The 13667-nt window shown below is 65.7% G+C and carries 13 protein-coding genes; 4 read left to right on the top strand and 9 right to left on the bottom strand.

What is annotated here, in order from left to right; genetic code table 11:
• Positions 1 to 20: 20 nt before the first annotated feature.
• From ACT6UX_RS15945 to ACT6UX_RS15920, 6 genes are all read right to left on the bottom strand, one after another.
• Positions 21 to 854, bottom strand: a complete 834-nt coding sequence (locus ACT6UX_RS15945; protein ID WP_444776144.1) for a phytanoyl-CoA dioxygenase family protein — start codon at positions 852 to 854, stop codon at positions 21 to 23.
• A gap of 40 nt (positions 855 to 894) precedes the next feature.
• Positions 895 to 1842 carry an antibiotic biosynthesis monooxygenase gene (locus ACT6UX_RS15940; protein WP_444776143.1) on the bottom strand — a complete coding sequence of 316 codons (948 nt, stop codon included), beginning with the start codon at positions 1840 to 1842 and terminating at the stop codon, positions 895 to 897.
• 161 nt (positions 1843 to 2003) lie between these two features.
• Complete coding sequence (gene hemP, locus ACT6UX_RS15935) at positions 2004 to 2186, bottom strand: hemin uptake protein HemP (protein WP_444776142.1); 183 nt, start codon at positions 2184 to 2186, stop codon at positions 2004 to 2006.
• Between the two features lie 90 nt (positions 2187 to 2276).
• Positions 2277 to 4574 carry a molybdopterin-dependent oxidoreductase gene (locus ACT6UX_RS15930; RefSeq protein WP_444776141.1) on the bottom strand — a complete coding sequence of 766 codons (2298 nt, stop codon included), beginning with the start codon at positions 4572 to 4574 and terminating at the stop codon, positions 2277 to 2279.
• A gap of 7 nt (positions 4575 to 4581) precedes the next feature.
• Positions 4582 to 5628, bottom strand: a complete 1047-nt coding sequence (locus ACT6UX_RS15925; protein ID WP_444776140.1) for a threonine aldolase family protein — start codon at positions 5626 to 5628, stop codon at positions 4582 to 4584.
• Positions 5629 to 5656: 28 nt separating this feature from the next.
• Entirely contained in the window at positions 5657 to 5995 is a 339-nt protein-coding gene (locus ACT6UX_RS15920; protein WP_444776139.1) for a DUF6476 family protein, read from the bottom strand.
• A gap of 9 nt (positions 5996 to 6004) precedes the next feature.
• Here ACT6UX_RS15920 and ACT6UX_RS15915 point away from each other — a divergent pair, with 9 nt between their 5' ends.
• From ACT6UX_RS15915 to ACT6UX_RS15905, 3 genes are all read left to right on the top strand, one after another.
• Positions 6005 to 6976, top strand: a complete 972-nt coding sequence (locus ACT6UX_RS15915; RefSeq protein ID WP_444776138.1) for an RluA family pseudouridine synthase — start codon at positions 6005 to 6007, stop codon at positions 6974 to 6976.
• Positions 6977 to 7118: 142 nt separating this feature from the next.
• Positions 7119 to 8039, top strand: a complete 921-nt coding sequence (gene rpoH, locus ACT6UX_RS15910; protein ID WP_428683510.1) for an RNA polymerase sigma factor RpoH — start codon at positions 7119 to 7121, stop codon at positions 8037 to 8039.
• A gap of 53 nt (positions 8040 to 8092) precedes the next feature.
• Complete coding sequence (locus ACT6UX_RS15905; RefSeq protein ID WP_444776137.1) at positions 8093 to 8941, top strand: enoyl-CoA hydratase; 849 nt, start codon at positions 8093 to 8095, stop codon at positions 8939 to 8941.
• 170 nt (positions 8942 to 9111) lie between these two features.
• On the opposite strand, the gene ACT6UX_RS15900 is transcribed toward ACT6UX_RS15905, so the two are convergent.
• Genes ACT6UX_RS15900 through ACT6UX_RS15890 form a run of 3 tightly spaced genes read right to left on the bottom strand, consistent with a single transcriptional unit; the run spans position 9112 to position 12692 of the window.
• Positions 9112 to 10098, bottom strand: a complete 987-nt coding sequence (locus ACT6UX_RS15900; protein ID WP_444776136.1) for an NADPH:quinone oxidoreductase family protein — start codon at positions 10096 to 10098, stop codon at positions 9112 to 9114.
• 18 nt (positions 10099 to 10116) lie between these two features.
• Complete coding sequence (locus tag ACT6UX_RS15895) at positions 10117 to 11004, bottom strand: alpha/beta fold hydrolase (protein WP_444776135.1); 888 nt, start codon at positions 11002 to 11004, stop codon at positions 10117 to 10119.
• A gap of 14 nt (positions 11005 to 11018) precedes the next feature.
• Entirely contained in the window at positions 11019 to 12692 is a 1674-nt protein-coding gene (locus ACT6UX_RS15890; protein WP_444776134.1) for a thiamine pyrophosphate-binding protein, read from the bottom strand.
• 102 nt (positions 12693 to 12794) lie between these two features.
• Between ACT6UX_RS15890 and ACT6UX_RS15885 the strand changes: the two genes are divergently transcribed.
• Positions 12795 to 13655 carry a phosphotransferase gene (locus ACT6UX_RS15885; protein WP_444776133.1) on the top strand — a complete coding sequence of 287 codons (861 nt, stop codon included), beginning with the start codon at positions 12795 to 12797 and terminating at the stop codon, positions 13653 to 13655.
• The last annotated feature ends 12 nt before the right edge of the window (positions 13656 to 13667 follow it).

Here is a 13667-nt window from a genome sequence, read left to right as displayed (position 1 = left end):
CGGCCGATCCGCCGCGCGGGTTAGCCCCGGAAGGTCGTGCGGTCGGTACCCGAATAGAGCGCCTTCGCCGACCGCTCGACGGCGTCGCGATGGGTGGCGAGCGCCGCCGCATCGAGGTCAGCTTTCGGCGCGGGCTCGGGGTCGAAGTTTCCATACGGATCGCGCCCACGGACCAACGTCGCGGAATCGCGGACCTTGAGCTGGCGGACATGGGGCGGGATGTAGCGCAGGGCCAGTCCGATACGCCGGTCGTCCGTCTTGTTCGGCCCCGACGCGTGAGCCAGCAGCACATTATGCAGGGACATCTCGCCGGCCTTCAGCGGAACGTCGACCCCGGCGCCCTCAGGCACGTCGACGGCGATCTCCTGGCCACGGCTGAGCAGGTTGTTCTCGTCGAACGTGTCGCGATGCTCGAGCTGGCTCCTGTGATGGCTGCCCGGCCAGAACCGCATCGCGCCACTTTCGACGGGGGCATCGGCGAGGGCTACCCACGCGGTAATCACTTCGTCGGTGCTGAGGCCCCAGTAGGTCGCGTCCTGGTGCCACGACACGAAGGAGGGCGAGCGTGCTTCCTTGATGAAGAAAGTACTGCTCCAGCAGAGGATGTCCGGCCCGATGACGTCCTCCACCGCGTCGAGGATGGCGGGATGACGTGCCAGCGCATTGGCCCAGGTGAAGAGCAGATGCACCTTGTGCCGCATGTCGCCGGCGATCGGCCCCCCGGCCGCACGCTCGTGCTCCTCCAGTCGCTCGCGACAGGCGCGTGCCTCGGCGGGCGACAGAACGCGGATCGGAAAGTGGAAACCGTCGCGACGATAGCGCGACACCTCGTCGGCAGTGAGACGTCCGGCCATGAGACTCCACCGTGCTGGAAGGACTGAGTCTGGCGGGCCGTCAGAACAGGCGCAAGAAGAGGAACACCATGGCGGCGTAGGTCGCGAGCAGGATGGCGCCGCCCAGGAGGTTGAGTTGCAGCTTGCGCTCGGCCGTGGGCCGCAGCCACCAGTCGAACTGGCCGGCGATCCAGGGGACGAGAAAGCCCGTCAGCATGACGCTCACGACATTGCCCAGGAACAGGGCGACGGCAAAAGGCAGATGAAGCGCCCGGTCGAGAAAGGGCGTGCCGACGAAGATCCCGAACAGCATGACGATCGGATAGAGCATCAGCAGCACGAGCATGTTCATCTTCCACGCTGGCGGGCGCACGTCGCCGGGCGACCTGTCTCGGAACCACTGCTCGAAGCCGGAGCTTGCGATGCGGGAATGGAATTCGTGGGTGAGGGGCGCGGCTTCCTCGATGAGGGCCTGTCGGAGGGGCGAGTCGAGCCAGGCCTGCAGATTGGCTTGCGTATCGAAGCGTAGGATCGCGACGTAGTCCTCTTGCACGCCGGGTATCGGCGGCTCGAACCGATAGCCCTGCAGCCCGGTCGCCCTGGATTGCGCGGCGGCGATCTTGCGCTCCCAGGCTCGGTACTCCGCCTGCCGGCCGGGGTTCACGCGGGTGGAGATGATGGCCGAAACGGGCGCCGGCTTGATGCCGCTGCCCTCGTCCCGGACGATATGCACGTCGTCGCGGCCGACCAGCATCGGCGCGGCGCCCTCTATGCGTTTCTGGCGTTCGGCGGATCCCAGCCAGCGCCGTGCATCGGCGAGGCTTGCGAAGCGCTGCAGGACCACCCAGTCGACCTGTAGCGGCGGATTGGGCGGCAGCAGCTTCTGTTCGAGGAAGCCCGGAAAATGCTGGATTAAGCTGCTGGTCTCGCCCTGCCAGCGGGCGAAGGCCGCATTATGCTCGGGCCGCACGCAGGTCTGCGTCACGATGCTGACGGTATCGAGATCCATGTTGTCGGCGTCGTCCAGCCCTTCTGGTCGGACTGTCTTGGCTCGACGGCGGCTCGTCCAACAAAATATCTGGACGGCCGCTGGATGTCGAAGCCGGGCCGCAGCTGCTTCGCGACGCCCGGTGTGCGCTCTCGGCCGAGGCGCCGTGGGGCCTGCGGCGTTTACTTCGTGAGGATAAGCTTCTCGGAAGCCGTTACGCGCAGCCGGTAGGTGCTGGCGCCGTGGCGGATGAGGAGTTCGCGGCGGCCGGCCATGAGCTGGCTGCTCTCGATGCTCGCGGCGTCTCGATCGGGCTTCGCCCGGGAAGTCTCGCCCGCAGCATGCAACTGCATCATCTGATCCATCTTCGCCTCGCTCGGTTAGTTGCAAGTCACTCGCATTTGCATATTAAATGCCTGCGATGTCAATGACGAAGCGAGGGCGAGAAGCCGATTTCAGCGACCGGCGAAGGCCGGCAGCTGATGGGCTGTCACGGCGGGCGCGGGACCGTCGAAGCGCTCGATTTCGACCAGGCAGGTCTGCGCAATGCAGCCCTGGCTGAGCTTCGAGGAGCCGATGTCGAGCGTCAGGGCGTTGGGATTGCCATGCTTCTCCAGAGGCGTGTTCGAGCCGGAATCCTCCGGGTCGAACCAGGCGCCGGTCGAAAGGCGCACCACGCCGCGGCGGATTCGGTCGGTCAGCCGGGCCGATGCGAGGCACGCGCCGCGATCGTTGAAGACGCGCAGCAGGTCGCCTTCGGCAATACCGCGCGCGGCGGCGTCTTCCGGGTGCATCGTCACCGGCTGGCGGCCCTTGACCTTGGTCGCCTTGGCGTGCGGGCTGTGGTCGAGCTGGCTGTGCAGCTTGTCCGCCGGCTGGTCCGACAGCATGTGCAACGGGTACCGCTCGGCCTTGCTGGAACCCAGCCATTCGATCGGCTCCATCCAGGTCGCATGGCCCGGACAGTCATCGTAGCCGAACGAGGCGATCTTCTCGGAGAAGATCTCGATCTTGCCCGACGGCGTCTTGAGCGGGTTCGCAGCCGGATAGGCACGGAACTTCGCGAGCATCACCGGGTCGGTGTTCTCGCCCGGCACCTTGGTGATGCCGGCTTCCCAGAATTCCTCGAAGGAGGGGAGAGGCACGCCCATCCTGGCCGACTTCTGGCGCCCTTCCTCGTACATGTGGGTGAGCCACTCCATTTCGTCGCGGCCCTCCGTGTAGACGTCGCCGGCGCCGAGGCGGCGGGTGATCTCCGAGAAGATCCAGTAGTCGTCGCGCGCCTCGCCGATCGGCTCGCGCGCCTTCTTCATGGCGATCAGGAACGGCTCGCGGCGCGCGTAGCCGATATCGTTGCGCTCGAGGCCGGTGGTCGCGGGCAGCACGATGTCGGCCATCTTCGCGGCCGGTGTCCAGAACTGCTCGTTGAAGATGATGGTCTCGGGCTTCTGCCACGCCACCCGCAGCCGATTGAGATCCTGGTGATGATGGAACGGGTTGCCGCCTGCCCAGTAGATCAGACGGATCTCCGGGTACGTGATGTCCCGGCCGTTGTAGGAGACCTTGCCGCCCGGATTGAGCAGCATGTCGGTAAAGCGTGCGACCGGGATGAAGTCGGTGACCGCGTTGGTGCCCTGCGACAGGGTCGGGCCCGAAAGCAGCGGTGCGGTGCTGCCCATGCCGTTGGTCGGGCCGTAGCTCGCGCCGAAGCCGCCGCCCGGCAGGCCGATCTGTCCCAGCATGCAGGCCAGCGTCACCAACGCCCAGAAAGGCTGCTCGCCGTGATGCGAGCGCTGCAGCGACCAGTTGATGTTCACCGTGGTGCGCGTCGTGGCCATCTCGCGCGCGAGCGCGCGAATGCGCACGGCGGAGATGCCGGTGATCTTCTCGGCCCATTCCGGGGTCTTGTCGGCCAGCGACGGCGCGAACTTCTCGAATCCGACGGTGCAACGGTCGAGGAACTCCCGGTCGTAGAGCTTCTCGGTGTAGATTACATGGCAGAGCGCCAGGATCATCGCGGCATCGGTGTTGGGCCGGATCGCCAGCCACTCGATGCCGCCGCCGGTGTCGAGGTCCTCGGCGGTCGGCGTGATGTTGACGAAGCGCACGCCCTTGGCGCGCATGCCGTAAAGCCCGTCCTTGAGGCGATGCACCATCGCCCCGCCGGCACTGATCTGGGCGTTCTTGTGTGGCGCGCCACCGAAGGTGACGAAGAGCTTGCAGTGCTCGGCCAGCACTTCCCACGTCGTATGCATCGCCATCAGGTCTTCCATGCCGGCCACGATGTGCGGCATCAGCACGCGCGCGGCGCCGAGGCTGTAGGAATCCTGGTGGCGGACATAGCCACCCAGCGCATTGAGGAAGCGATGAACCTGGCTCTGCGCGTGATGGAAGCGTCCCGCGCTCGACCAGCCGTAGGAGCCGCCGAAGATCGCGCGGTTCGAGTGCGCGTCCTTCACGCGCTTCAGTTCGCCGGCGACCATGTCGAGCGCCTCGTCCCAGGGGACTTCGACGAAGGGTTCCTGGCCACGCTTGTCGGTCGCGGTGCCCGGGCCCTTCTCGAGCCAGCTCTTGCGGAAGGACGGCCGGCGGACACGCATCCGCGCCACCTCGTCGGACAGCATGTGCAGGCCGATCGGCGAGGGATCGGGATCCTGGGAGAAGGGGTGGAGCTTCGTCGCTTGGCCCTTGTCGTCGTATTCGACTTCGTAGACGCCCCAGTGGGCGGCGGTCAGGGTACGCTGGTGGGTCATGGGACTCTCACGCTGCTGTCTTGGCGATATTCAGGAACCGATCGATGGTCGCCTGCTCGGTGTCGAAGGCGGTGACGAGGCGGAAGGCGCGTTCGCCCGGCCGATCCGACGGCCAGGGATGATACTGCGCCCCCGCGGCCTGCAGCGCATCATGCATGCGCGCGGGCAGGATGATGAAAATTTCGTTGGCGTGGACGGGGTAGAGGAGCTGCGTGCCCTTGAGCGTGGTCAGGCCGGCGACGAGACGGCGCGCCATGGCGTTGGCATGACCGGCGTTGTCGAGCCACAGTCCGTCGGTCAGGTAGGCCTCCAGCTGGGCCGACAGGAACCGCATCTTCGAAAAGAGATGACCGCTGCGCTTGCGGCGGAACTCGAATTCCCGGGCGAGATCGGGCTCGAAGAAGACCACGACCTCGGCCGCAAGGGTGCCGTTCTTGGTGGCGCCGAGGCTCAGCACGTCGACGCCCGACATCCAGGAGAGCTCGGCCGCCGAGCAGCCGACGAAGGCGAGGGCGTTGGCGAAGCGCGCTCCGTCCATGTGGAGCTTCAGCCCGTGGCGACGCGCAGTCGTGGCGATGACGGTCACCTCGTCGGGACCATAGACGGTGCCGCACTCGGTAGCCTGGGTGATGCTGACGGCCGCCGGTTGCGGGTGGTGCACCACGCCATAGACCGGCTGGGCAAGGGCCTCGGCGAGCTTCTTCTGGTCGATCTTTCCGGCGGTGCCCGGCAAGGGGGAGAGCTTGGCGCCGGAGGTGAAGAATTCGGGCGCATTGGCCTCGTCGACGACGATATGCGCCTCGGCGTGGCAGTAGATCGACCCCCAGGAGGGCGTGCAGCAGGAGAGGGCGAGGGAATTCGCGGCCGTGCCGGTCGCGACCGGGAAGGCGACCAGATCGGGCTTTTCGAAGATGTCCCGCAGCCTCCGTTCGACGCGATGGGTCCAGTCGTCGGCGCCGTAGGACGGTGCGGTACTTCCACCGGAAAAGGCGCGTGTCACCGCTTCGAGGACGGCGGGATGCGCGCCCACTTCGTTGTCGCTTCGGAAATTCATTCCTGTCCTCGCATGGATGCGTCGTTGCTCAGCGTCCGGCGCCGGGCGGGAACTCGATCGTGCCGAGAAGGGCGCCGCTGCGCGGGTCGACGACATAGGCGGACGCGGGCCCGCCCTGCGTCTCGACATGCACGACGAGGCGATCGCCGACGGCGTTCATCGACACGATCCGGGCGCCCGAGGGCAGCGCGATGCGCTCGGTGAAGCGGCTGCCTTCCGATGCTGGCGAACGGCCGGCGTTGGGCGTAGAGATGCGCCGGGCGATCTCGGCGACCGCGACGACGAAGCCCACCACGATCAGCAGGCCCATTCCGATCACCAGCACCTTCAGCCAGAGTGGTGCAGAGGCCTGAGCAGGGGACGCCAAGAAAACTCCATGAGCGAAGCCGGTCGCCACACCGTGACCTTCGACCAGAGCGCCGCCGGCGAACGGCTGGACCGCGCGCTGGCTGCTGCCTTGCCTTCTCTCACGCGAAGCCGCGTGAAGGCGTTGATCGAGGGCCGCTGCGTAGCGCTTGCGGGGGGGCAGACGATAGAAGAGCCGTCCCGCAAGGTCAAAACGGGCGATGTCGTCATCGTCGACATTCCGGAACCCGAACCGGCCATTCCGCAGCCTCAGGATCTGGCGCTGGAGATCCTGTTCGAGGATGCCGACCTGCTGGTCCTGAACAAACCTGCCGGGATGGTGGTGCACCCCGCGCCCGGTAATCCCGACAGGACGTTGGTAAACGCCCTTCTGGCCCATTGCGGAGATAGCCTTTCCGGCATCGGCGGCGTGCGCCGGCCCGGGATCGTGCACCGGCTCGACAAGGACACGTCGGGCGTCATGGTCGTTGCCAAGAACGATGCGACCCATCATGCGCTGTCCAAACTGTTCGCGGCCCACGACCTCGAACGCATCTATACGGCCTTGGTCTGGGGCGCGCCGAAGCCCGAGCGCGGGACAGTCCAGGAGGCGCTGGGACGGCACCCGGTCGATCGCAAGCGCATGGCGGTGCGAAAGACGGGCGGCCGGGCCGCCTTCACTGAATATTGGCTGGAGAAACGCTTCGGGCCCGCTCTCGCGCCCATCGCGAGTCTCGTGGGGGCCAAGCTTGGTACGGGCCGGACCCATCAGGTCCGTGTCCACATGGCCCATATCGGCTGCCCGGTGGTGGGAGACCCAGTCTACGGCCGCAAATCCCGCAACGGCGCTGCACCCGAGGCGTTGAAACTGTTCCCGCGGCAAGCTCTTCACGCATCTGTGCTCGCCTTTAGACATCCAAAGACGGGGGAGAACGTAAGATTTGCCACAGAATTGCCTGAAGACTTCAGGAAGTTGGTCCGAACGCTGAACAGCGTTAAGTAAAATCCCCAATACCCGAGGGGATTAGTAGGAATTATATTGACCCGGGACCATTCCGACTTCTACAGTCGGATTTAGCAGTCGGAGGACGAGAGTGCTAAATGCTCGTTCACCGGCCATCCCGCGTACGAAAGGGGGAGTAGCCATGAGTGCAGCCACCGCAAACCTTCCCGCCCTGCCGTCATCCCTGACGCCCGAGGGCAATCTCAGCCGGTATCTCTCGGACATCCGGAAGTTTCCGCTGCTCGAGCCGCAGGAAGAGTTCATGCTGGCCAAGCGCTGGCGCGAGCACGGCGATTCGAAAGCCGCCCATCGCCTCGTGACCAGCCATCTTCGCCTCGTGGCCAAGATCGCCATGGGCTATCGCGGCTACGGCCTGCCGGTCGCCGAACTCATCTCCGAAGGCAACGTCGGCATGATGCAGGCGGTGAAGCGGTTCGATCCGGACCGCGGCTTCCGGTTGGCGACCTATGCCATGTGGTGGATTCGCGCCTCGATCCAGGAATACATCCTGCACAGCTGGTCGCTCGTGAAGATGGGCACCACCGCGGCGCAGAAGAAGCTGTTCTTCAACCTGCGCAAGCTCAAGGGCCAGATGCAGGCCATCGAGGAGGGTGACCTCACGCCCGAGCAGGTGACCAAGATCGCCACCCGCCTCGGCGTGCCCGAGGAAGAGGTGGTGAACATGAATCGCCGCCTGTCGGGCCCCGATTCGTCGCTCAACGCGCCGGTCAAGGCCGAAGGCGACATGGAGTGGCAGGACTGGCTGGTCGACGATTCGCCCAACCAGGAGGCCCGGCTTGGCGAAAGCCAGGAACTGGGCCAGCGCAAGGGAATGCTGGCTGCAGCCCTCAAGCAGCTCACCGACCGCGAGCGCCACATCATCGTGGAGCGGCGTCTGGTCGACGAGCCGAAGACGCTCGAGGACCTGTCGGCCAAGTATGGCATCAGCCGCGAGCGGGTGCGCCAGATCGAGGTCCGCGCCTTCGACAAGCTGCAGAAGGCCATGAAGAACATGGTCGTCGAGGCAGCGGCCCGGCCCACGACTCAGCCGGCGCGCGCCTGAGCGACGAGGAACGGTCCGTACGGTAGGCTCCCGGGATCATCCGGGAGCCTGCCATGACGACGTCGCCGATTCTTTACGAGACGCTACCGGGCGCAATCGCCCGCATCGTCCTCAACCGTCCCGATACCCGAAACGCCCAGGACACGGCGTTTCTCTATGCGCTGAACGAGGCCTTCGACCGCGCCGCTCATGACGACGCGGTGAAGGTGATCGTGCTGTCGGCCAACGGCCCGCACTTCTCGTCGGGTCATGACCTGCGTGAAGTCGACGGGCACGGCAACATGTCAAAGCACGAAACCGTCGGCACCTGGGGCGGCTTCGGCAAGCCCGGCGCCGAGGCGCAATACGCGCGTGAGCAGGAGATCTACCTGGGTTTCTGCGAGCGCTGGCGGAACATCCCCAAGCCGACGCTGGCGCTGGTCCACGGCAAGGTGATGATCGGCGGGCTGATGTTGATGTGGCCATGCGACCTGATCGTTTGCTCGGAGGACTCTGAATTCCTCGACCATTCGGTGGCCATGGGCGTCGGCGGCGCCGAGTTCTTCGCCCATCCGTGGGAGATGGGCATCCGCAAGGCGAAGGAATTTCTGTTCACCGCCGACTGGATCAAGGCCGCCGAGGCGCATCGCCTCGGCATGGTGAACCATGTCGTGCCGCGTGCCGACCTCGAGCCCTTCGGCCTCGCCATGGCCGAACGCATCGCCCAGAAGCCGTTGTTTGCGCTGAAGCTCGTGAAGCAGGCCATCAACGCGGCCCAGGACGCACAGGGCCGCGTCGGTGCCATGCAGACCTCTTTCGCGCTCCACCACCTGGCCCATGCCCACAACATGCTGGCGCACGGCAAGCTGGTCGACCCCACCGGCATGATGCCGGCCATCAAGAAGCACGAGAAGGCGACCTAGCAGGCCGTTGAAGAGGCGGCGGCATGGCGAATAAACGAAACAAACGAAATAAACGAAACAAATGAATCGAGTGTTGCACCCCCCGTCTCCCGTGGAGGAGTGACCGTTGGCGCAACAATGTTACTCGTCGGTGCTTCTGAAACACCTACTTCAACTGCCTTCAAATCGATTCAGGCGAGGCTTGGATCGACCACCAGAATGGTCTTGCCGGTTCCGTCACCGGAGAGCGCATACTCGAGTGCTTCGCGGTATTGGCCGAAAGCGAAGGTTCTGCCGACCGGCACGTTGAGTTCGCCCTTGGCGACCCAGGCGAGCAGTTCGTCGAGTTCGCTGGCCGCGACGCCGACCTCGAACACCGCGCCGAACTGGCGATAGTCTACGCCGATGAGGGCTGCTCCCTTGAGGAGGGGCAAATTCACCGGCAAGGCCGGTATGTCGCCGCCCGCAAAGCCGACGACGAGATAGCGCCCGCCCCATCCAAGCGACCGGAACGCAGGCTGCAGCAGGGGGCCGCTGACCGGATCGAAGACGACATCGATGCCCTGCGGAGCCACAGCCTTCAGCCGATCCCGCCATCCTTCCATGGTCCGGTCGAGGGTGACTCCTGCACCTGCCTCTTCCGCGAAGAGGCGCTTCTGCTCGGTCGAGGCGACACCGATGACATTGGCGCCGAGGAGCCGACCGACCTGGACTGCCGCCAATCCGACCCCACCGGCCGCGCCGATCACGACCAGGGTCTCCCCGGCCTTGAGTGCCGCGCGATCGCGAAGCCCGTGCAGGGCCGTGCCGTAGTTGACACGAAATCCAGCGGCCTGGCTCATGCTCATCCGGTCGGGAATGCGGCTGACGGCCCGTTCGGAGGCGATGGCATACTCTGCAAAGCCGCCGCGCACCTGCGCCAGGACGCGCTCTCCTATTGCAAGTCCCATGACCCCTGGCCCCAGCGCATCGACCAAGCCCCCGATCTCCGCACCGGGTACGTGAGGCAAGGGCGGTTTGACCTGATAGCGGCCGAGCGCAACCAGAGAGTCGACGAATCCGACCCCGCAAGCAGCGACCTTGATTCGAACTTCGCCTTCGCGCGGCCGGGGCGCGGGCAGGTCGGCCAGGGCATAGTTGTCGATGGAACTGAGATCAGCGGTCTGGACGGCCTTCATTGAGACGAACCTTCATTGTTACGCGCCGTGGCCGATCCGCTCGAAGAACCTCGCGATCTCTCGTGCCGCGAGATCGGGTTGCTCATAGTGGACGAAATGGCCGGCATCCTCCGCGATGCCGGCTTCGACGTTGTCGAAATAGTTGCCGACGACGTCGATCCAGGCCGATTTCAGCACCGGGTCGTGGCGACCCCACAGGACACGGGCGGGTTGGGTGATCATCGGCGGCTTGGGTGCCGTTCCGGCCATCACGGCAAGCCGCCCGGCATTCTGCGAGATGTACCAGTTGAAGCCGCCCTGGAGATTGCCGGGTCGCATGAAGTTGTCGACCCAGCGCTCCAGCACGTTGTCGAACGCGTCCTTGCGATGGCACCAGTGGCTCAGGAAATGCCGGAAGTAGGCCCGGCACGTATCCCGCGAGGCGCCGACGATGGCGGGCGCGAACGGCATCTGATGGAAGGTCTGGTACCAGATCTCGTTGATCTGTTCGGGATCTCGCCAGCGGGTACCGACGCCGTGGGTGCCACAATTGAAGAAGAACAGCCCGGCCACGCGGTCGGGATGCCGGATCGCCAGTCGCTGCATCACGTAGGCGCCGACATCGTGGCCGACGAAGCCGGCCTTGGCGATGCCCAGCCGGTCGAGCAGGGCCACGATGTCGTCAGCCAGCACGTCCGGGCCGGCCTGGTCAGAAGGTCCGGTGTTGGGATTTCCGCTCTCGCCGAAGCCGCGGAAGTCCGGCGCGATCAGCCGGAAGCGATCGGACAGCCGATCGAACATCGGCTCCCAGGTCGCCCAGAATTCCGGCCAGCCGTGCAGCAGGAGCAAGGGCGCGCCTCTGCCAGCCTCGGCCACATGGGTCGGAAAACCGCGTGTCTCGACGAAAGCGTGCCTGACCTCCGGCATCATCCGTCTCCTCGTCAGCCCTTCTTCACCATGGCTTCGATCAGCGTCGGACCATCGGTCCGCGCCAGCGCCCGGTCGAGGGCCGCGTCGAAGCCTTCCGCCGTGTCGACCCGCTCGGCCGGCAGGCCGAAACCCTCGGCGATCTTCGCGATGTTCATCGGCGGGTCGTTGAAGTCCATGCCGATCGGCGTGTCGTTGCCATGGAACAGCTTCAGCCGGTTCTTGAGGATCTGGTAGCCTTCGTTGTTGGTGATCAGGAAGATCACCGGAAGCTTCTGGTTGGCGGCGCTCCAGATCGCCGAGATCGAGTACATCGCGCTGCCGTCGCCGATCACGGCCACCACGCGGCGCGTCGGTTCGGCGATCTGCACGCCGACGGCCGCGGCGATGCCCCAGCCGATGCCGCCGCTCACATTGCCGAAGAAGCTGTTGCGGTCGCGGAACGGGAAATAGCTCGGCAGGGTCGACGTGCTGGTGAGGCCTTCCTCGACGATAATGGCGTCCTTCGGCAGCCTGTCGCTGAGACGCATCATGAGCCATTCGGCGGGCAGCGGTCCGCTCGTCGGCGTCGCGACCCTGGCCGCCTTCTGGGCGCGCTGGGCGCTCCAGTTGCGCGTCGCGATCTCGGCGAGCGACGCCTTGGCCTGCTCGGCGAGCGTGGTGCCTCCCAGCTTCTTCAGGAGCGGCACCAGAGCCTTCAGCGTCTCCTTCACGTCGGCGCGCAGTGCGATCTCGGCCGGGAAGTTCTTGCCCATCTCCCAGTCGCGCAAGCCGATCATCGCCACCTTGGTGGTCTCGGGCAGCGGCTCGGTCTCGCTCCACACCGACATCTTGAGCACGTCGGAGCCGACGCAGAGCATCAGGTCGTAGTCGGACAGCACGCGGCGCACGTACTTCTGGTCACGGTTCAGCGCGCCGAGATAGGCGGGATGCTCGGAGGGGAAGTGCGCCCCCCAGGCCACGGTCTGTTGCAGCACCGGCGCGCCCAGCGTCTCGGCGAACTCGATGGCCTCGGCGAAGGCGTCAGACGTCGCGATCTCGTGGCCGGCCAGGATGACCGGCTTCTTTGCCGAGAGCAGGCGCTTCGCGAGCTGTTCGAGCGCCGCATCGCTCGGGCGCACGGCCGTGTCGACGCGAGTCACTTCGCCCATGTCGATGGCGGCCTCGTTGTTCAGGATGTCGCCCGGCAGGGAGATGAACACCGGTCCGGTGGGGGCGGTCATGGCGACCTTCGCGGCACGGCGCAGGATCCGCGGAAGGTCCTCGATGCGGTTGACCTCGGTCGCCCATTTCACGACCGGCTGGGCGATCGGGACGAGCGGCGCGTAGAGCAGGGGCTCGGTGAGCCCGTGGCCCTGTTCCTGCTGGCCGGCCGTCACGATCATCGGCGTGCCCGACATCATCGAGGTGTAAATCGAGCCGATTGCATTGCCGAGGCCCGGTGCCACATGGACGTTGCAGGAAACCAGCTTGCCGGAGGCCCGCGCATAGCCGTCGGCCATGGCGATCACGACAGCCTCCTGGAGGGCCAACACGTAGCCCATCTCCGGGGCTGACGAGAGCGCATGCATGATCGGCAGCTCGGTCGTGCCCGGGTTGCCGAACATCTTGGTGACGCCCTCGTCCTTCAGCACACGCAGGAACGCATCGCGGCCGGTGATGGTGTTGGGGACGTTTGCGTCGGGCATTCATTTCCTCCTCGAGAAGGGCGCGAGGGTAGCGTGCCGCCGTGGCTCGTGAAATGATCGAGTGCATGACGGTTCGGAGACCACGCGCGATGCGAAAAGTCCGTGACTGATCTCGAACGGAGAATCGCCGGCCTGGCATGCTGGCGTGGCCCCGTGACGGTGGCGCCGCTGCTGGGCGGCCTCACAAACCTGTCCTACGTCGTGGCGGATGCCGGCGAGAAATTCGTCGTGCGCTGCGGCGACGACATTCCGGTCCATCACGTGTTTCGTGATCGCGAACGTGCTGCTTCGATCGCGGCCCATGCCGCGGGTCTGTCGCCTGAAGTGATGCATACGGAGCCCGGCATCCTGGTGATGCGCCACGTCGAGGGGCGGACGTTCAGCGAAGCCGACCTGCGAGCCAACATCCGTCGTCTCGCGCCCCTCCTGCGCAAATGCCACCTTTCCGTCGGGCAGCACCTCGCCGGTCCCCCAAACTTCTTCTGGGTCTTCCACGTGATTCGCGACTATGGGCGCCTGATCGCCGGATCCCAGAGCCCGTTCGCCGTCGACGTGCCACGCTACCTGGAAGCGAACAGGACGCTGGAAGAAGCGCAGGTACCGATGCCCGTCGTCTTCGGGCATCACGACCTGCTGCCGGGCAACGTGCTGGACGATGGCGAGCGCCTCTGGCTCATCGACTGGGAGTATGGCGGTTTCGGCACCGCCCTGTTCGACCTGGCCAACCTGTCGGCGAATGGCTCGTTCGAAGAGGCCGAGGATGAGGCGCTCCTGTATGCCTATTTCGGGGGCAAGGGGCCGGGCGATCTGCACCGCGCCTTCCGGGCCATGAAGGCCGCCAGTGCACTGCGCGAAGCCCTGTGGGCCATGGTTTCCGACATTCACCTGCGGATACCCGGCGCCGACTACAAGGCGCACGCGCACGACTATCTCAACCGCTTCGAGGAATTGATGGCCCGCTGATTGCATGTCGCT

It is taken from the genome of Reyranella sp., assembly GCF_052439685.1.
GTDB lineage: Bacteria > Pseudomonadota > Alphaproteobacteria > Reyranellales > Reyranellaceae > Reyranella.
The sequence above is the reverse complement of the archived record's forward strand: the minus strand, read 5'-3'. Positions and strand labels throughout refer to the sequence as shown.